Source organism: Loktanella sp. DSM 29012 (assembly GCF_900110705.1).
GTDB lineage: Bacteria > Pseudomonadota > Alphaproteobacteria > Rhodobacterales > Rhodobacteraceae > Loktanella > Loktanella gaetbuli.
In genome coordinates, this window is sequence record NZ_FOEJ01000005.1 from 122,110 (window position 1) to 139,840 (window position 17,731).

General features: G+C 62.1%; 18 protein-coding genes and 2 tRNA genes. 11 read left to right on the plus strand and 9 right to left on the minus strand.

The window, feature by feature from the left end:
• The first annotated feature begins 1 nt into the window (after position 1).
• Both BMX27_RS12305 and BMX27_RS17130 read left to right on the plus strand, forming a co-directional pair.
• A complete protein-coding gene (locus BMX27_RS12305) occupies positions 2-1,693 on the plus strand; it encodes an acyl-CoA synthetase (RefSeq protein ID WP_090160125.1) in 1,692 nt (563 codons plus the stop codon).
• A gap of 67 nt (positions 1,694-1,760) precedes the next feature.
• Entirely contained in the window at positions 1,761-1,979 is a 219-nt protein-coding gene (locus tag BMX27_RS17130) for a selenium-binding protein SBP56-related protein (protein ID WP_371260133.1), read from the plus strand.
• A 653-nt stretch (positions 1,980-2,632) separates the two neighbouring features.
• On the opposite strand, the gene BMX27_RS12315 is transcribed toward BMX27_RS17130, so the two are convergent.
• Positions 2,633-2,722: transfer RNA gene (locus BMX27_RS12315), tRNA-Ser, on the minus strand.
• Between the two features lie 223 nt (positions 2,723-2,945).
• Between BMX27_RS12315 and BMX27_RS12320 the strand changes: the two genes are divergently transcribed.
• From BMX27_RS12320 to BMX27_RS12350, 7 genes are all read left to right on the plus strand, one after another.
• Positions 2,946-3,779, plus strand: a complete 834-nt coding sequence (locus tag BMX27_RS12320; RefSeq protein ID WP_256212493.1) for an SPOR domain-containing protein — start codon at positions 2,946-2,948, stop codon at positions 3,777-3,779.
• 18 nt (positions 3,780-3,797) lie between these two features.
• Positions 3,798-4,997 carry a D-alanyl-D-alanine carboxypeptidase family protein gene (locus BMX27_RS12325; RefSeq protein WP_090160126.1) on the plus strand — a complete coding sequence of 400 codons (1,200 nt, stop codon included), beginning with the start codon at positions 3,798-3,800 and terminating at the stop codon, positions 4,995-4,997.
• Positions 4,994-5,617, plus strand: a complete 624-nt coding sequence (gene tmk / locus BMX27_RS12330; RefSeq protein ID WP_090160127.1) for a dTMP kinase — start codon at positions 4,994-4,996, stop codon at positions 5,615-5,617. Before BMX27_RS12325 ends, tmk begins: the two co-directional genes overlap by 4 nt.
• A complete protein-coding gene (locus BMX27_RS12335; protein WP_090160128.1) occupies positions 5,614-6,735 on the plus strand; it encodes a DNA polymerase III subunit delta' in 1,122 nt (373 codons plus the stop codon). Before tmk ends, BMX27_RS12335 begins: the two co-directional genes overlap by 4 nt.
• A 12-nt stretch (positions 6,736-6,747) precedes the next feature.
• Positions 6,748-7,527 carry a TatD family hydrolase gene (locus tag BMX27_RS12340; RefSeq protein ID WP_090160129.1) on the plus strand — a complete coding sequence of 260 codons (780 nt, stop codon included), beginning with the start codon at positions 6,748-6,750 and terminating at the stop codon, positions 7,525-7,527.
• Positions 7,524-8,315 (plus strand): MBL fold metallo-hydrolase, encoded by a 792-nt coding sequence (locus tag BMX27_RS12345; RefSeq protein ID WP_090160130.1) that lies wholly within the window; start codon positions 7,524-7,526, stop codon positions 8,313-8,315. Before BMX27_RS12340 ends, BMX27_RS12345 begins: the two co-directional genes overlap by 4 nt.
• A gap of 74 nt (positions 8,316-8,389) precedes the next feature.
• Positions 8,390-9,319 carry an AEC family transporter gene (locus BMX27_RS12350; protein WP_090160131.1) on the plus strand — a complete coding sequence of 310 codons (930 nt, stop codon included), beginning with the start codon at positions 8,390-8,392 and terminating at the stop codon, positions 9,317-9,319.
• Positions 9,320-9,390: 71 nt separating this feature from the next.
• Here the strand turns inward: BMX27_RS12350 and BMX27_RS12355 are convergent, their stop codons facing one another.
• The 7 genes from BMX27_RS12355 to BMX27_RS12385 form a co-directional block, all read right to left on the minus strand.
• Positions 9,391-10,617, minus strand: a complete 1,227-nt coding sequence (locus BMX27_RS12355; protein ID WP_218144660.1) for an ABC transporter permease — start codon at positions 10,615-10,617, stop codon at positions 9,391-9,393.
• Positions 10,618-10,619: 2 nt separating this feature from the next.
• A complete protein-coding gene (locus BMX27_RS12360) occupies positions 10,620-12,311 on the minus strand; it encodes an ABC transporter permease (RefSeq protein WP_090160132.1) in 1,692 nt (563 codons plus the stop codon).
• A gap of 2 nt (positions 12,312-12,313) precedes the next feature.
• Entirely contained in the window at positions 12,314-12,601 is a 288-nt protein-coding gene (locus BMX27_RS12365) for a DUF1330 domain-containing protein (protein WP_090160133.1), read from the minus strand.
• 102 nt (positions 12,602-12,703) lie between these two features.
• A complete protein-coding gene (locus tag BMX27_RS12370) occupies positions 12,704-13,822 on the minus strand; it encodes an extracellular solute-binding protein (protein WP_090160134.1) in 1,119 nt (372 codons plus the stop codon).
• A gap of 74 nt (positions 13,823-13,896) precedes the next feature.
• Positions 13,897-14,997: an ABC transporter ATP-binding protein gene (locus BMX27_RS12375; protein WP_090160448.1), complete on the minus strand. Its 1,101-nt coding sequence runs from the start codon at positions 14,995-14,997 to the stop codon at positions 13,897-13,899.
• A 195-nt stretch (positions 14,998-15,192) separates the two neighbouring features.
• Positions 15,193-15,279 (minus strand) — tRNA-Leu (locus BMX27_RS12380).
• Between the two features lie 56 nt (positions 15,280-15,335).
• Entirely contained in the window at positions 15,336-15,824 is a 489-nt protein-coding gene (locus tag BMX27_RS12385) for a DUF2306 domain-containing protein (RefSeq protein WP_090160135.1), read from the minus strand.
• A gap of 96 nt (positions 15,825-15,920) precedes the next feature.
• Between BMX27_RS12385 and BMX27_RS12390 the strand changes: the two genes are divergently transcribed.
• Together BMX27_RS12390 and lipB are read left to right on the plus strand one after the other, a co-directional pair.
• On the plus strand, positions 15,921-16,694 hold the full coding sequence (locus tag BMX27_RS12390; RefSeq protein ID WP_090160136.1) for a LytTR family DNA-binding domain-containing protein: 774 nt from the start codon (positions 15,921-15,923) through the stop codon (positions 16,692-16,694).
• Complete coding sequence (lipB, locus tag BMX27_RS12395; protein WP_090160137.1) at positions 16,695-17,390, plus strand: lipoyl(octanoyl) transferase LipB; 696 nt, start codon at positions 16,695-16,697, stop codon at positions 17,388-17,390.
• 31 nt (positions 17,391-17,421) lie between these two features.
• Here lipB and BMX27_RS12400 read toward each other — a convergent pair whose 3' ends face one another.
• Positions 17,422-17,730, minus strand: coding sequence for a P-II family nitrogen regulator (locus BMX27_RS12400; RefSeq protein WP_056034000.1), 309 nt, complete (start codon positions 17,728-17,730; stop codon positions 17,422-17,424).
• Position 17,731 lies beyond the last annotated feature (1 nt).

Genomic DNA, 17,731 nt, shown 5'->3' on the forward strand with positions numbered 1-17,731 from the left:
CATGACGGACGTGGACCCTTACAACACCGGGCTCGACCGCAATCCCGCGAACCATCAGCCGCTTTCTCCGCTGACTTTTCTGGAACGCGCGGCCAGCGTGTTTCCAGAGCATACGGCCATCGTGCACGGTGCGCTGCGGCGCAGCTACGCTGAGTTCTACCGAAGGTCGCGGCAGTTGGCCTCGGCGCTGACGCAGGCGGGGATCGGGCGCGGGGATACGGTCTCGGCCCTGCTGGCCAACACGCCCGCGATGTTGGAATGCCATTACGGTGTGCCAATGTGTGGCGCGGTGCTGCATTCGATCAATACGCGACTGGATGCAGCGATCATCGCGTTCCAGCTGGATCACGCCGGCGCAAAGCTGGTGATCGTGGACCGCGAATTCATGCCTTTGATGCAGGATGCGCTGGCGCTGGCGACAGTGAAATCGGTTCTGATCCAATACGACGACCCGGAATTCACTGAACCGATCCCCGCTGTAGATGCCCTCGACTACGAAGCTTTCGTGGCGGGAGGCACCCCGGATTTTGCCTGGCTGATGCCACTGGATGAATGGGACGCGATCGCGATCAACTACACCTCTGGCACGACGGGCGATCCAAAGGGCGTGGTGTCGCACCATCGCGGGGCCTACCTGCTGGCACAGGGGAACGCGCTGACTGCGTCGATGCCGAAACATGCGGTCTATCTCTGGACCCTGCCGATGTTTCACTGCAACGGCTGGTGTTTTCCCTGGACGCTGTCCGCCATCATCGGCACCCATGTCTGCCTGCGACAGGTCAGGGCCGAACCGATCTGGACAGCCCTCGCAGATGAGGGCGTGACCCACTTGTGCGGCGCTCCGATCGTCATGTCGCTGATGATCCAGGCCCCCGCGGCGGCGAAACGCAACCTGCATCGTACTGTCCAGTTTTTCACCGCCGCCGCCCCGCCCCCCGAAAAGGTGTTGGCGGACATGAAGACGGCGGGTTTCGATGTCGTCCATCTTTACGGGCTGACCGAAACCTATGGTCCCGCCGTCGTGAATGACTGGCACGACAGCTGGTCCGATCTGCCGCTTGCCGAACAGGCGCGTCTGAAATCCCGGCAAGGCGTGCGCTATCTTCCGCTGGAACAGCTCGACGTGCTGGACCCTGATACGATGATGCCCGTTCCACGCGACGGCCGGACGATGGGCGAGGTCATGTTTCGCGGCAACGTCGTGATGAAAGGCTATTTCCGCAATCCGCAGGCAACGCAGGAGGCCTTCGCCGGGGGCTGGTTCCATTCAGGCGACCTCGGCGTGATGCACCCTGACGGATATATCCAGCTCAAGGATCGGTCCAAGGACGTCATCATCTCTGGCGGAGAAAACATCTCCTCGATCGAGGTCGAGGAGGTGTTGTATCGTCACCCCGACGTAGCCGTCGTGGCCGTCGTGGCCATGCCGCACGACCGCTGGGGCGAAACGCCCTGCGCCTTCGTCGAACTGTCAGCGGGTGCTAACGTGGACCCGGACCAGCTTCGGGATTGGTGCCGCAGCAATCTGGCGGGATACAAGGTGCCGGGACGGATCGTCTTCATGCCGATCCCGCGCACCACGACGGGAAAGATCCAGAAATTCGTGCTGCGCGAACAGGCGCGTGCGCTGGCGGCAGAGGTCGCGTCGGCACCATCCGGACCGACAAACAAGAACAGGCATCCTGCACTTTAAATCCGTGATAGGATCGGACCGAGGAGATCGAGAAAGACCATAGACGTTTTCAAGGGAGAAAGGACCAATGGACCTGAGACCGGACCCAACGTTTCACGCGCCTTCGAAACTCGCAATGGACGCCCCGCCAGAAACGCTGGCTTTCACACTGATGCTCAGCCCGGACGGGTCGCAACCTGTCGGGCTGGCAGTCGTCGACGTGGACCCCGCGTCCGACACCTACGGCCGGATCGTCCATCAGGTGATCACGCGCAACACTGGCGACGAGTTGCACCATTTCGGCTGAAATGCCTGTTCCTCGTCCCTGTCGCCGCTGTCTGGCAACGCCTTTCTGGAACGCCGCTACCTGATCATTCCCAGCATCCGTTCGTCGCGCATCGACATCATCGACGTGAAGGACCCGCTGAAGGCGAAAATCCACTAGATCATCGAGCCCGAGGAGGTCTTTTCCAAGACCCGCTGTTCGCGCCCCCACACGATCCACTGCGGACCCAAGGTCATCTATGTCTCGACCCTTGGCGGCGGCCCCGCAGTCAGAAAAGCATAAGCCTTTCGCGCGGCCAGATCGCGCGCTGCCCGAAACCGGGCCTCCGCGTTTCCGTCACACCCAGCAAGCCGCGCTTCCATCCATCGATGGTATCCCGCCCAAACACATTCCACCTTCGAATGTGCAATCGCGCGAGAATCTGTTTTCAAGCTGTGCCAGATAACAGGCCGCGGCTCCACATCAGCAAACCGCGCTGGCACGCGTCGCTTCGGGTAAACCGTCCTGCCGCGTGGGGTAAGGTTGTCTGAGATCGCACATCTCCGAAACCCTCGGGTCGCAAAATGTGGTTCGAAATGGGTAGCAAATCAAGATGACCATCCCGACACGTCCCAATTCAATCGCCTTAATCAATTGAAACGAACGGGCAACTGACTTGTTGAATGGAACTCGTCTGGCGGAGGCTCAGGGATTCGAACCCTGGGAGGACTTTCACCCTCGTCGGTTTTCAAGACCGGTGCATTCGACCACTCTGCCAAGCCTCCGCGCAGGCACCTCATAATCCGGCCAAGACGTCAGGACAAGCCACTTCACACTCTGGGGAATTCCGCCGAGACCGCACCTGCTTTGGCTTTCTTTCACGGCGCAGTGACGCTAGACTCCGCTCAGGATTTCGGGGGGTTGCTTCGGTCACGCCCCATACAATGACGCATCAGCGCAAGTGCCGTGCAAAACGGCCACGGTGCGACCTGCAAGAGAGGGCGAGCAATGGCATTTGAATTCCGGCGTGTTTCCAGACCTGCAATCTGGCTGGCAATGACAGTCAGTGCGGTCGCACTGGCGGCATGCGAAAACCTGCCCAGTTTCGGTGCCGCGGCCGATGACGGGGCTGCCGCGCCCATCGTGACGCCGGCGGACGCCGCCAATGCCCGCGACATCGAAGCGCCCGAGGTTTTCAACCTGACCGAGGCCGGATTGTGGGACGGACGGCCTTCGCTGGGTGGCGTCTGGGTCGCGCATCCCTCCGTGACCGACCCCGAACGCGTGATCATCCGCAACACTTCCAACGGGCGTTTCGTGATCGGTGCCCTGTTCCGGCGTGAACGTGAAAATCCCGGGCCAGCGCTGCAGGTGTCGTCAGATGCGGCCGAAGAGCTGGGCATGCTGGCTGGCAGCCCGGCGCAGTTGAACGTCATCGCCCTGCGCCGCGAAGAGGCACCTGCCCCCACCGAAACAGCGATCACCGATTTTGACGCGCCAGAGGTGATCGCCGCCGAACCACTGGATGACGCCCCCGCCGCGGTCGCAGCGGCGACACCGGACGCCGTGGCCCCTGCCCCCGTGGTACAACCCGCCGCGACCTCTACGCTGGACAAACCGTTCATCCAGATAGGCATTTTCAGCATCGAGGAAAACGCCAACAATACCGCGACCGCACTGCGCGGCGACGGGCTTTCGGCAAACGTCATCGCACAGGAAAGCCAGACCAAGACGTTCTACCGTGTCACCGTCGGGCCCGCGCCCACGGCCGCCGACCGCAGCGCCGTTCTGGACAAGGTCAAGGCGCTGGGTTTCAACGATGCCTATGCCGTGACGAACTGATACCAAAAGGATTTCACCATGACTCAAGCCCTGCGTATCGCAGCACTCGCACTCTCACTGCTGGGCAGCACTGCCATGGCACAGCAGTTCGAGACAAGCGCGGGTTCGGGGTTTGTGATGGACATGACCACCGGCACCGTGCTGCTTGAAAAAAATGCGGATGCGCCGCTGCCGCCTGCGTCGATGTCGAAACTGATGACGATCTACATGGCATTCGAGGCCGTGGCAGACGGTCGGTTGCGCATTGACGAAGAACTGCCCGTGTCCGCCCATGCGGCCAGCTACGGCGGATCGTCGATGTTCCTTGATACGACGGATCGCGTCACCGTCGAGGATCTGTTGCGCGGCGTGATCGTCCTGTCCGGCAACGACGCAAGCACCGTGCTGGCCGAGGCACTGTCGCCCGATGGAACCGAAGCCGGATTTGCCCGGATGATGACGGCGCGCGCGCGCGAAATGGGCATGAACAATTCGACCTTTGCCAATTCCAGTGGCTGGCCCGATCCCAGTCACCGCATGTCGATGCGCGATCTGGGCATTCTGGCAGAGCGTCTGATTGTCGATTTCCCGACGTTCTATCCGATCTTTGCCGAACAGGAATTTCTGTTCGACGGGCGCGTGCCATCCAACAGCCGCAACCGCAATCCGATCCTGGGGCTGGGGATCGGTGCCGATGGTCTGAAAACGGGTCACACGTCCGAGGCCGGCTATGGTCTGGTGGGGTCCGCCAAACAGGATGGGCGGCGGATCATCTTTGTGCTGTCCGGCATGGACACCCCACAGGAACGCGCCGAGGAATCCGAGAAAATTGTGAACTGGGCCTTTCGCCAATTCGCACAACGCGAGGTCGCGGCCTCTGGCGTGCGGATCGCGACAGCCGATGTCTGGATGGGCGAAACGCAGCAGATCGGCCTGACCGTGGCCGAAGATTTACAGATGCTGGTTCCGACGACCAATGGCGACACGCTGAACGCCAGCGTTTCATTCAGCGGCCCCGTGCAGGCACCGATTACCGCCGGGCAGACGCTGGGCGAGCTGGTCATCGAATTCGACGGCCTGCCCGACCGCCGCGTCCCACTGGTCGCCGATTCCGATGTGGCGCGTGGCGGTTTCATGCCACGGATGCGCACCGCCGCGCAGGTGCTACTGGGCAAGGTCACATCCCGCACCGCCGATCCCGCAGCCGCAGCACCCGCCGACGCCGAAGAGGCGGCATGACCTCAGTCGACCCGCACTCCGTTCGGTTCATCACCTTCGAAGGTATCGACGGGTCCGGCAAGTCGACCCAAGCCAGGCGTCTTGCAGACGATCTGCGGGCGCGTGGTCAACAGGTGGTGCTGACCCGCGAACCGGGCGGCAGCGCAGGTGCAGAGGAAATCCGCACCCTCGTACTGACAGGCGACCCGGGCAGATGGTCTGCCATGACGGAACTACTGCTGTTCAACGCCGCCCGTCGGGATCACCTCGAAAAGACGATTCAACCGGCACTGGCCGCAGGACATACCGTGATCTGCGACCGTTTCGCCGACAGCACGCGCGCCTATCAGGGGGCCACGCGCGGTGACCTGCGCGGCACCGTCGATCAGTTGCACGCGCTGATGATCGGGCTGGAACCCGACCTGACATTCATCATCGACATGGACCCTGCCACGGCGCTGGCCCGTGGTCTGGCCCGCGCGGGTGCGGAACAGCGGTTCGAGGACATGGGCCTGCCGTTGCAGCAAAAGGTGCGGTCGGTCTTTTGCGATCTGGCCCGCGATCATCCTGAACGCTGCGTCTTGATCGACGGCGACCGTGACCCCGACAGTGTGGCTGCCGATATCGCATCGCGCCTATGACCGATCTGCCCGAACCAGATCGCATCGCAGGCGCGCCCCATCCGCGTGACACGCCCGTCCTGTTCGGTCAGGACGCGGCGATCGCTGATTTTCTGGATGCCTACAACACGAGACGCCTGCATTCCGGCTGGCTGATTACAGGCCCGCGGGGCGTGGGCAAGGCGACGCTGGCGTGGAAAATCGCGACCTTTCTGCTGGCCCAGCCCGCCAGCCCGGACGCAGGTCTGTTCGGTGATCCGCCGCCCGTCACCTCGCTTGCGATCGCGCCGGACCACCCCGATGCGCGGCTGATCGCAGCCGGTGCGCATCCACGCCTCTTTGTCGTGCGCCGTCCCGTCGACGACAAGACAGGCACCCTCAAGGCCGATATCACCGTCGATACAATCCGCGGCATGAAAGGTTTCTTTCAGATGTCATCCGCCGATGGCGGCCGCCGGGTCGTGATCGTGGATGCCGCCGACGAGATGAACCGCGCCGCCGCCAATGCCATCCTCAAGGAACTGGAAGAGCCGCCTGCCCGCACGACACTGCTTCTCATTGCGCATCAGCCGTCGCGTCTGCTGCCCACGATCCGGTCACGCTGCCGGGTGCTGCGCTGCGCGCCGCTTGCGGCGGATGACCTTGCTGCTGTCCTGGACCAGGCCGGATTGTCGGCCGATCAATCCCAGGCCTTGCAGGCGCTCTCTGGCGGGTCCGCCGGCGACGCGGTCCGCCTGCTGACCCAGGACGGCCTGGCACTTTACGCGCAACTGGTTCAGCTGCTGGATGGCCTGCCCCAGATCGACCGCACCGCAGCGCTGAAACTGGCCGAAAGCTGTGCAGGCAAGCAGAATGCCAACCGCTTTGCCCTGATGCTTGACCTATTCGACCTGCTGCTGTCACGCGCCGCCCATGCGGGTATCGCCGGCGAGCCGCGCACCCAAGGAGCCCCCGGCGAGGCCCGCCTTTTGACACGGATCAGCCCGCACGACCGCGCGGCCCGCGCCTGGGCGGATCTGACGCAGACCGCAGGCGCGCGCGCGCGCCACGGACGGGCGGTGAACCTTGACCCTGCCGCGCTGGTGCTGGATATGATCTTCAGCATAGAGCGTGTGGCACAGACCGACGCCAGCCCCTAAAAGGCCCCCATCATGTCCCACCTCGTCGACAGTCACTGCCATCTGGATTTTCCCGATTTCGACGACAGCCGCGCCGATGTGGTCCAGCGCGCCGTGGACGCAGGTGTCACGCGCATGGTCACCATCTGCACGAAACTGGCGAACGCGCCCCGTGTCGCCGCCATTGCTGACGCCCACGCCCCCGTCTATTGGGCCGCCGGCACCCACCCGATGAGCGTGGCGGACCAACCCATGGCAACGGTCGACGATCTCGTGGCGCTCGCCCGGCATCCCAAATTCGTCGGCATCGGTGAAACGGGTCTGGATTATCACTACACCGCCGACAGCAAATTCGTGCAGCAACAATCGCTGCGTCTGCATATCGAGGCCGCACGCCAGACCCGGCTACCGCTGATCATCCACGCCCGCGACGCCGACGACGACATGGCGCGCATCCTGACCGAAGAACACGCCGCAGGTGCATTTACCTGCGTCATGCACTGCTTTTCATCCTCGCGCGCGCTGGCCGAGGCGGCGCTGGCCCTCGATTTCTATCTGTCGATGTCCGGTATTGCAGCCTTTCCCAAATCCCGCGACCTGCGAGCCATATTTGCCGATGCGCCACTGGACCGGATCCTGGTGGAAACCGACAGCCCCTACCTCGCCCCGCCGCCGCACCGCGGCAAGACGAACGAGCCGGCCTATACCGCACATACGGCACGCGTCGGGTCCGAGGTGTTCGGCCTCACACCTGCGGAATTCGCAACCCGGACAACCGCCAACTTCGACCGCCTGTTCTGGAAGGCCGTATGACCCTGCGTTTCACCATTCTGGGCTGCGGATCATCCGGTGGCGTGCCACGCTTGGGCGGTATCTGGGGCGACTGCGATCCGACCAATCCCAGGAACCGTCGCAGGCGCTGTTCGCTGCTGGTGCAGCGCGACGGGCCGGACGGCACCACCAGCGTGCTGATCGACACCACACCCGACATGCGCGAACAACTGCTGGAGGCCGGTATCGGCCAGCTGGACGGTGTGGTCTACACCCATCCCCATGCGGATCATGTGCACGGTATCGACGATCTGCGCATGATCGTGTTCAACACCCGCAAACGCCTGGATGTCTGGGCCGATGGTCCCACGGCACAAGCGCTGACCGAACGCTTTGGCTATGCCTTCGAGACACCGCCTGGATCAAGCTATCCACCGATCCTGGATCTGCGCCATATCCGTGGCGATGTGCATGTGGGTGGCGCAGGCGGCAAGATCATCCTGACACCCTTCACGGTAGAACACGGCAATATTCCCGCCCTGGGATTCCGGATCGCCGATGTTGCCTACCTGCCGGATGTATCCGGCATACCCGAGGCGGTCTGGCCAACCCTCGACGGGTTGCACACCTGGATCGTGGATGCCTTGCGCCGCACGCCGCATCCCAGTCACAGCCATCTCGCCCGGACATGCGACTGGATTGCGCGGGCAAATCCGCAACAGGCGATCCTCACAAACATGCATGTGGACCTTGATTACGCCCACTTGCAGGACGAACTGCCCGACCACATCATCCCGGCCCACGACGGGCTGCGTATCGTCCGACCCTAGCATCATCTTGCCGCAAATACTCGCATACTCGCCCGCCGCAGGCGTCCGCCATTCGAACCAGAGGGACCTCACCCATGACAGCGCTGATCGAGGTCATCCTCCCCGTCTTTCTGGTCATCGGTTTCGGCTATGTCGCGGTCTGGCGCGGCCTGTTCAGCGATGCAGGCGTGGACGGGCTGATGCGCTTCACCCAGACCTTTGCCCTGCCCTGCCTGTTGTTCAAGGCAATGTCCGACCTGGACCTGAGCCAGAATTTCAGCTTGGCATTGCTGGGCAGCTTCTACACCGGCGCATTGGCCTGTTTCATCTGCGGCACGCTCGGTGGCCGCTACCTGTTCAAACGCGACTGGGAGGACGCGATTGCCATCGGATTTTGCGCACTGTTCTCCAACACATTGCTGCTGGGCATTCCCATCACCGAACGCGCCTACGGCACCGATGCACTGGCGGGAAATTTCGCGATCATCGCGATGCACGCGCCCTTTGGCTATTTCCTCGGGATTACGGCCATGGAAATCGTGCGCAACCAGGGCGGGGCGCGCAGACAGCTCCCCTGGAAGGTGCTGAACGCCATGTTCCACAACAGCCTGATCATCGGGATCGTTCTGGGCCTAACCGTGAACCTGTCGGGAATGGCCCTGCCGGTCACTGTCGCGGATGCCATCGACCTGATGGTCCGTGCGGCTCTGCCGGCGGCGTTGTTCGGTCTGGGGGGGGTGCTGTACCGCTACCGCCCTGAAGGTGACATGCGCACGATCCTGTTCGTTTGCGCAATCAGCCTTGGTCTGCATCCCCTGATCGTCTGGACGATGGGGCGCGCGACAGGACTCGATATCGCCGATTTCAGGTCCGCGATCCTGACCGCCGCCATGGCCCCGGGGGTGAACGCTTATGTCTTTGCAAATATGTATGGCCGGGCCCGCCGGGTTGCCGCATCCTCCGTGCTGATCGCCACGGGCGGCAGCGTCCTGACGATCTGGGGCTGGCTCTACATTCTGCCCTGATCCCGATTTTTCGCGAAAAATCGGCCCCCCGCCAGCAACGGGAGGCCGTATTTTCGCGAAAATACGGGGGATCAGCCCGGCGACATGCCCCGCAGGCGTTCCGACCGGCGCCGCAACAATTCCACCACCGTCAGCAGGCAGATTGACACGCAGACCAGCACCGTGGCCACCGCGAGGATCGTCGGTGAAATCTGCTCGCGCAGGCCGGTGAACATCTGCCACGGCAGCGTTTTTTGCGCGGCGGCGCCCACGAACAGTACGACGACCACCTCGTCGAACGACGTGATAAAGGCGAATAGGCCGCCTGAGATCACGCCGGGCAGAATCAGCGGCATCTGGATCTTGAAGAACGTCTTGGCAGGTCCCGCACCCATGTTTGCCGCAGCCCGTGTCAGCGATTGGTCGAAACCGACCAGGGTGGCCGTCACCGTGATAATGACGAAGGGAATGCCCAATGCGGCATGGGCCAAAACCACCTTGATATAGCCGGTCAGATCCTTGGACAGGCCCAGATATTCCTCCATCCACAAGCCCATCTGGCTGTAGAAAAAGAACATGCCCGTGGCCGAGATGATCAACGGCACGATCATCGGCGAAATCAGGATCGCCATGATCGCGCGCCGGGCGGGCACATGCGATTGCGACAAACCGATCGCCGCCAGCGTGCCCAGCGTCACCGAAATGATGGTCGCCAGCGGCGCGATGATCAGCGAATTCTTCAACGGCTGAAGCCATGCATCATTGGTGAAAAAGTCGCGGTAATGGCGCAGGCTGTAGGCCTCTGGATCCAGCGCCAGCATGCCCGGTGTAAAGGTAAAGAAGTTTTCGGCGTTGAACGACAACGGGATCACCGTGACGATCGGTGCGATCAGGAAAAAGAAGATGGCACCGCAGATGAACTTGAACGCATTGTGCCACAGCGTCTGGCCAGAGGTTGCGTAAACCGGCACGCCACGGCGGTAGTTGCCCTTGGTCAGCCAATAGACCGCCCAGCCCAGCAGCGCGCCCAGGATCACGCCGCCGATGAAACCGGCCAGACCACCCGCCAGCAGCCCCAGCACACCGCAGATCCCCGTGGCCGTCCAGCGGCCTGAACGCTGCGGCAGATAGCGCGGCAGCACAAAGGCCAGCACAGCCGCCACGATTATCCCGACCAGCGTGCCGGCAGCAGGTCCCAGACCTGCCGCCTGCCCACCGATGAAACCAAGAATCGCGCCAAAGGCCAGCAGCAGCGGCAAGGCAAATGTCATGAAGGGGCGCAGTGGTTTGCCTGCGGTCGGATTGAATGCAGCAGCCATGATCAGCCCCCCAGTTTCACGTTGTCGATGCCCACGATCCGATCATAGGCCCAGTACAGCGCCAGAACGATCACCAGAAGGATGGCCCCCAGTGCCGCCGCCAAACCCCAGTTCAATGAGCTGGAGATGTGATAGGCGATCCGGTTCGAAATAAAGACGCCCTTGGTCCCGCCCACGATTTCCGGCGTGATGTAGTAACCGATGGCCAGGATGAACACGAGGATCGACCCCGCCCCGATGCCGGGCACGCTTTGCGGGAAATAGACGCGCCAGAACGCGGTCCAGTTCGTCGCACCCAGCGATTTGGCGGCGCGGGTATAGCTGACAGGGATGGTTTTCATCACCGAATACAGCGGCAGGATCATGAACGGCAGCAGGATGTGCGTCATCGCGATGATCGTGCCCGTTGCATTGTTGATCAGGGCAAGCCGGTTGTCATCGGCGACGATGCCGATCCAGACGAATAGGTCGTTGATGACACCCTCGCGTTGCAACATGACCTTCCATGCGGATGTGCGCACCAGCAGCGACGTCCAGAACGGCAGCAACACCAGGATCATCAGCAGGTTTGCCTGCCGTGCGGGCAGGTTCGCCATGAGCCATGCGACAGGATAGCCCAGCATAATGCAGGCCAGCGTGATTGCCGTCGACATGATCATCGTGCGGATGAACAGCGTGATATAGATCTGCTGGTTTTCCGGGCGCCAAGCGACGCCGTCGGGTGTCTGTTGCAGGTCCACGGCGTTCAGGAAATAGCCGGCCGTATAGGGTGCGGAATAGCCCTGGATGATGCGCCAGACCTCGCGGTCGGCCCAGTCTTCGTCGATCTCGACGAACTGCGCGCGCAGATCCTCGGTGTCAAATGTGGCAACAGCGGCCTGTGCCTGGTTCAGCAGTGCGGCCTGCGGAAAATCCGCAGGGATCACGGCACCCGCTGACAGTTCCTCGTAAAGTGCGAGGTAAACCGCGTTCCAGGGCTCTTCTTCTGCCGGATTGTCGTCATCCTCGACCTGAACGACGCGGGCAAAGTCTGCGTACATGCGGGCGGTTTCGGGCAGGACATCGTCCACGCCGGGCGCCAATCGGAATCTCGGGCGCGGCCCCTCGCCATCATAGGCGGCGTTCGCCGTCAGCCAGCGTTCACCGGCAAAGATGTCGATGAATGTTGCGGGGTCTTCCCATGCGGGATCCAGCGCCACGAACTGATCGGTGTAGACCTCACCGAAATCGTCAACGCCACGGCCGGATTTGCGAAACAGGGACGACACGCCCGACAGTTCATAGTTCAGACGCGATCCCAGCCGGGTGTGGTTCTTTTCCTCGACCGCGACCATCAGGTCCTTGGTCAACGCGGAAAACACCGGCGCACCCGGAACATCGGTCACATCGGCATCCCAATCGGCCAGTTCCACGACCGTGCGCGGCAGTGTTTCACCGACGATCTGGTTTTCGACCGACCGGAACAACATTTCGCCGATCGGGTAAATGAATGTGACGAGGATAAAGAACAGCAGCGGCGCGATCAGCAGCAGCGCCCGCATCTTTTGCTTGCGCAGGGCGCGGTTCAGCGATGATTTCAGCGAAGTGCCGTCAGCGGCAAGAACCGGTCCGGTTTCATCGGATTGCCCGACCTTCAGCCCGGTATCAGGGGTTACGCCTGTCAGATTGTCAGGGCCTGTTGTGGCGTTGCTCATGTTCAGGTGCCTTCCACCAGGATGATCGTGCTCTCGGCGCAGCGGCGCCGGATGTCTGCGACCTCTTGGTAATCGGGGTCATTGTAGGCGGCCTTGGCGGCCTCATAACTGTCGAATTCGATGACGACATGCCGTCCCATATCCACACCCTCGGGCGTTTCGGACTGGCCGCCGCGCACGATGAACCGCGCGCCATGCGCTTGCAGGATCGGCGTGTCGCGCTGGACATATTCAGGGTAGCCTTCGGGGTCCGTCACCTTGATATGACCGATGATGTAACCTTTGGGCATGTCTGTCTTCCTCGCAGATTTGGGGATGTGGCGGCCCGACACATGCGGGCCGCCACGGATCATATGACGCCCCGGACCGGGTCCGGGGCGCGCCTTGATGATTTACTGGGCCAGCCAAGCCTGGAATTTCGCATCCAGATCGTCGCGGTAGTCAGCCCACCACTCGTAGTTGTACAGGAACGTGTTGGTCGCGTTCGCGGGATCGGTCGGCATGTGCTGTGCCATTTCAATCCCCAACTCTGCGTGCTGACCGACCAGCGGTGCGGACGATGCACGAGCCGGACCGTAAGAGATGTACTTGGACTGGTCAGCCAGGCGCTGCGTGTCGGTTGCGAAACGGACAAAGTCCAGTGCGCGCGCCAGACGCTCTTCGCTCAGGCCTGTCGGGATAATCCAACCGTCGAGGTCAAACACCTGTGCGTCCCACAGCATACCGATGGGCTGGTCCTGCTCTTCGATCGCGCTGAACAGACGACCGTTATAGGTCGAACCCATGATGACTTCGCCGTCGGCCAGCAGCTGCGGCGTATCGGCACCAGCGGTCCACCAAACGACGTTGTCCTTGATGGTGTCCAGCTTGGCGAATGCCTGGTCCTGACCTTCCTCGGTCTCAAGCACGTCATAGACGTCTTCTTTGGCAACGCCATCACACAGCAGTGCCCATTCCATGTTGTTGATCGGACGACGCTCGAGCGAGCGCATACCGGGGTATGTGTCCAGATCGAACAGCGCGCAGATGTCGGTCGGTGCGGTGTCGCCGACCATGTCGGTGCGGTAACCCACCGTGGTCGAGTAGACGATTTGCGGGATAAAGCAGTCGCTGACCAGCAGGTCGCCGAAGTCTTCTTCGGCGGTGGAACCGTCATCGCCGTCTGCCAGCATCTCGTTAAAGTCGATTTCCATCGCCAGACCTTCGTCGCACAGGCGGATGGCGTCGGATGCGACCACGTCGACCACGTCCCAGGTCACGTTGCCGGCTTCGTTCATGGCGCGCAGCTTGGCGACGGCCTCGGCAGAGGATTCGTCCCAGACAGCGGTGACGCCTTCGTTCATTTCCAGATAGGGCTCGACATAGGCCTTCTGCTGGCTGTTCTGGTAGGCGCCGCCCCAGGACACGATTGTCATGTCGTTTGCCATCTCTTGCGCGTTTGCAGCGGAAAAGACAGTCGTACCTGCCAGAACCAATGCGGTGGTCGCGCCAAGTTTTGTCTTCAAAGTCATAATCAACTCCCGTTATGTTACCCGGTCATTATTCATGGATGCACCCGCCGGGACCGGCCGCATCCTGTTCGATATCAGGCGTCCAGCGCGCGGCAGTCGCGCGGCATCCAGCCGATATTGATGGTCGTCCCCGGCGTCAGTTTGGTCTGATCGGGGGAATTGCGTGTCTTGATGACGAAATTGTCGGTGCCAGCGACGCGCAGGCGGGTGCGGAAAATATCGCCCATGTAAACGAATTCCAGAACCTCGGCCTTGAGCGTATGCGCATTCGGTCCCAGCTTCGCGGTGTCCACCTCGACACGTTCGGGGCGGATCGAAACCTTGGTCCGTTCGCCAACCTGATTGACGTTCACCGGCACCGCGTCGATGACCTCTCCGCTGTCCAGTTTCACAACACAGGTATCGCCCTTGATTTCGGACACAACACCTTCGAGCGTGTTGTTTTCGCCGATAAACTGCGCGACAAAACTGTTCTGCGGTTCCTCGTACAACTCGTCCGGCGGGGCCAATTGCTGGATGCGACCGTTTTCGAAAACAGCGACACGGTCGGACATGGTCAGCGCCTCGGTCTGATCGTGCGTGACGTAAACCACCGTGATCCCCAACTCGTGGGCCAGGTTCGTGATCTCGAATTGCAGCGTCTCGCGCAACTGCTTGTCCAGCGCGCCCAGCGGTTCATCCATCAGCACCAGTTCGGGTTCGAACACCAGCGCGCGTGCCAGCGCGATCCGCTGTTGCTGGCCGCCCGACAGTTGCGACGGGCGGCGCCCAGCAAAGTCCTGCATCTGCACCATGCCCAGCGCGCGCATGACTTTTTCTTCCTGCGTGGACTTGTTCATCTTGCGCACCTGCAACGGAAACGCGAGGTTTTCGGCCACCGTCATGTGCGGAAACAGGGCGTAGTTCTGGAACACCATACCGATCCCGCGCTTGTGGGGCGGAATGTTGTTGATGGGGGTGCCATCAAGGCGGATGTCGCCGTGGGTCGCGGTCTCGAACCCGGCCAGCATCATCAGGCAGGTGGTCTTGCCCGACCCCGACGGCCCCAGCATGGTCAGAAACTCGCCTTTCGGCATCGAAAGGTTCAGATCTTTTACGACCAGCTGTTCGCCGTCATAGCTTTTCTGAACGCGGTCAAATTCCACGAACGCATCTGCGTTGTTGGCCACGGCAATCTCCCTGTCACGTCCGGCGGGTTGTCCCGCACTGTTGGTCACAGACTAAAGCGAGGCCGCCAGCGTTATGCAAGCCGATTCCCCGAAACGTTTTGGAAGCATGCGAAAACGGGCAAATCACCCGTAAAATGGGCGAAAAACGATAATAATGCCTGCAAGATTTGCAAATAGAGTGAAATTTCCTGAAACATGCCTTGGTGCGGTCGGGGGGACTCGAACCCCCACTCTTGTTACAGAACAGCGACCTCAACGCTGCGCGTCTACCAATTCCGCCACGACCGCAAGTCTAGGCATGGCGCTGATTAGCCAAACGGCCCCACACCATCAAGGCCAAATCGTCAAGTTGTCGCCGAAACGCCGCCGCGCACCTGACGCCACAGCCAGACGAGTGCGACCAGGCCCAAACCGATCACCAGCCATCCGGCGCGATCGTCACCGTTCAACACCACGTGGTTCATCGTGCGGCCCGGCAGGAAATTGGCCAACGTCGCGACGCCCATCGTGCCGAACCAGACATTGCGCATGATCAGGCGGTGCGCGCGGATGTTTCCGCGCCGGACATGCCGGATTGCAGACCAGACACCATGCAGGGCTGCAACCGCCAGCAGGTGCAGCGGGCCAAAGTGGCCGACCACCGCCAGCCCAAAGCTGGGAATCCAGAACGATGAGAGTGATAGCCCGACAATCCCCGCCACCCAGGTATAGCCAAGCCCCATGTGCCAGCCGCGCGGCAATCGCGTGAACGGCCCGACGGTCAGTGCGACCAATGCGCAGGCGATATGGATCTGCAGAACAGGAGATGCAGTCAGGATCGGGCTCAGGGTCATGGCAAGTCCTCTTGGCTTGGGTATTGCGATTGCCTATCCCTGACCCATGACCTGCGACCGTGCTAATCCTGATGCCCGAACGACGGGGCCTGCTGCGTGAGCGGCGGACCACTGCAACTTGCGCTGCGTGAATGGCGGGACCGGTTTCGGCACCCGACCACACTGATCTGTCTGGCGGGTACCAGCGTGATCCTAGCGATCATCGCCCCGTTCGACGGCGACGTGCTGTTGCGCCCCCTGCCCCGCCTTGCCTATTGGATGATGGTCGTCACGACGACCTATGCGGCCGGGTTGTGGGTGAACATCTACATCTTGCATCACTGGGCAGACCGATTGTCGCGGCAGTGGCGGCTGGCCGTCATCGGCCTTGCGACGGCGACTTGCGTGTCAGTGCTGGTCTGGGTGCTGAACGGCATGTGGCTGGGGTTCTGGCCTGCCGGAACAGCCCTGGCGGTCTACCTTGCACAGGTGTTTGTCATCGCGCTGATCGTTGCAATCCTGATCGAGGCTGTCTTGCAGCGCATCACCACTGCGCCCGCGCCAAGGGTCGGGCCATCAATCTTGGACCGCCTCCCGCTGGACAAACGCGGCACGCTTCTGGCCATGTCGGTCGAGGATCACTATGTTCGCGTGACGACCACCAAGGGACAAGAGATGATCCTGATGCGCCTCTCCGATGCGATCCGCGAAACCGCCGCTACGCCCGGGTTGCAGGTGCACCGGTCCCATTGGGTCGCGACAGCTGCCGTCGCGGCAGCCGACCGCAAGGGGGATGGCGCGGTCCTGACATTGGCGGACGGCACGCAGATCCCCGTCAGCCGGCGTTATATCCCCGCGATCAAGGAGGCCGGGCTGCTGCCCGCGCGCTGAATGATCGAGTGGATCACCTCACCGGGGCTGACCCCCTATCCCGACGCCCTCGCCTGGATGGAGGCGCGCGCCGACGCCATCGCCGCCGGCACCGCGAACGAGGCGATCTGGCTGGTTGAACATCCGCCCCTCTATACCGCTGGCACCAGCGCCGATCCCGCCGATCTGGTCGATCCCGACCGTTTCGATGTCTTCGAGGCGCGACGTGGCGGACAATATACCTATCACGGGCCGGGGCAGCGTGTGGCCTATGTGATGCTGGACGTGTCCCGCAGGGGCCGCGACGTGCGGCTGTTCGTGGCCGATCTGGAGGCGTGGATCATCGCGACCCTGGACAGGTTCAACGTCAAGGGCGAACGCCGCGCGGGCCGCGTCGGCGTCTGGGTCCAACGCCCGGACAAACCCCTGACCGCCACCGGCGCGATCGCAGAGGACAAGATCGCAGCCCTGGGTATCCGCCTGCGCAAATGGGTGTCGTTTCACGGCCTGTCCATCAATGTCGAACCCGATCTGAGCCATTTCGACGGGATCGTGCCCTGTGGCATCAGCGATCACGGGGTCACGTCGCTGGTTGATCTGGGCCTGCCTGTCACCATGGATGACGTCGACGTGGCCCTGCGGGCAAGCTTTGACCAGGTGTTCGGCATGCCGCAGGACCCCCGCCCGGTTGATGACGCGTATGCCTGCGGCGCTTGAGTATTTTTGGCAAGATGATGCGCAAATCGCGCTAGAAACGTTCAGCCCGCAGGACCATGGCATCCGTGACCGATACCACGCCGATGTGCCGTTCGACGACGGCAAAGGCCGCTTCGAGCAGGGCATCCAGCCGGTCCGGGCGGATCAGACAGATGAACATGACCATACCGGAACGCCCGATCTCGCCTTCGCGGGTCCAGGGGCCCGAACGGCCCGAGCCACCGCGCACGGGCACCACACTATAGCCTGTCACCCCGGCAGAGCTCAGCGCCTTTGCCAGCCGCCCTTCCATCGGTTTCTCGATCACGATCTCGATGCGTTTTGCCTGATGCATGTCCATG

What these genes read in the sequence shown, in the direction of transcription:
- BMX27_RS12305 (WP_090160125.1), top strand. Translation starts at nt 2, where the DNA reads ATGACGGACGTGGACCCTTACAACACCGGGCTCGACCGCAATCCCGCG.
- BMX27_RS17130 (WP_371260133.1), top strand. Translation starts at nt 1,761, where the DNA reads ATGGACCTGAGACCGGACCCAACGTTTCACGCGCCTTCGAAACTCGCA.
- BMX27_RS12320 (WP_256212493.1), top strand. Translation starts at nt 2,946, where the DNA reads ATGGCATTTGAATTCCGGCGTGTTTCCAGACCTGCAATCTGGCTGGCA.
- BMX27_RS12325 (WP_090160126.1), top strand. Translation starts at nt 3,798, where the DNA reads ATGACTCAAGCCCTGCGTATCGCAGCACTCGCACTCTCACTGCTGGGC.
- tmk (WP_090160127.1), top strand. Translation starts at nt 4,994, where the DNA reads ATGACCTCAGTCGACCCGCACTCCGTTCGGTTCATCACCTTCGAAGGT.
- BMX27_RS12335 (WP_090160128.1), top strand. Translation starts at nt 5,614, where the DNA reads ATGACCGATCTGCCCGAACCAGATCGCATCGCAGGCGCGCCCCATCCG.
- BMX27_RS12340 (WP_090160129.1), top strand. Translation starts at nt 6,748, where the DNA reads ATGTCCCACCTCGTCGACAGTCACTGCCATCTGGATTTTCCCGATTTC.
- BMX27_RS12345 (WP_090160130.1), top strand. Translation starts at nt 7,524, where the DNA reads ATGACCCTGCGTTTCACCATTCTGGGCTGCGGATCATCCGGTGGCGTG.
- BMX27_RS12350 (WP_090160131.1), top strand. Translation starts at nt 8,390, where the DNA reads ATGACAGCGCTGATCGAGGTCATCCTCCCCGTCTTTCTGGTCATCGGT.
- BMX27_RS12355 (WP_218144660.1), bottom strand. Translation starts at nt 10,617, where the DNA reads ATGGCTGCTGCATTCAATCCGACCGCAGGCAAACCACTGCGCCCCTTC.
- BMX27_RS12360 (WP_090160132.1), bottom strand. Translation starts at nt 12,311, where the DNA reads ATGAGCAACGCCACAACAGGCCCTGACAATCTGACAGGCGTAACCCCT.
- BMX27_RS12365 (WP_090160133.1), bottom strand. Translation starts at nt 12,601, where the DNA reads ATGCCCAAAGGTTACATCATCGGTCATATCAAGGTGACGGACCCCGAA.
- BMX27_RS12370 (WP_090160134.1), bottom strand. Translation starts at nt 13,822, where the DNA reads ATGACTTTGAAGACAAAACTTGGCGCGACCACCGCATTGGTTCTGGCA.
- BMX27_RS12385 (WP_090160135.1), bottom strand. Translation starts at nt 15,824, where the DNA reads ATGACCCTGAGCCCGATCCTGACTGCATCTCCTGTTCTGCAGATCCAT.
- lipB (WP_090160137.1), top strand. Translation starts at nt 16,695, where the DNA reads ATGATCGAGTGGATCACCTCACCGGGGCTGACCCCCTATCCCGACGCC.
- BMX27_RS12400 (WP_056034000.1), bottom strand. Translation starts at nt 17,730, where the DNA reads ATGGACATGCATCAGGCAAAACGCATCGAGATCGTGATCGAGAAACCG.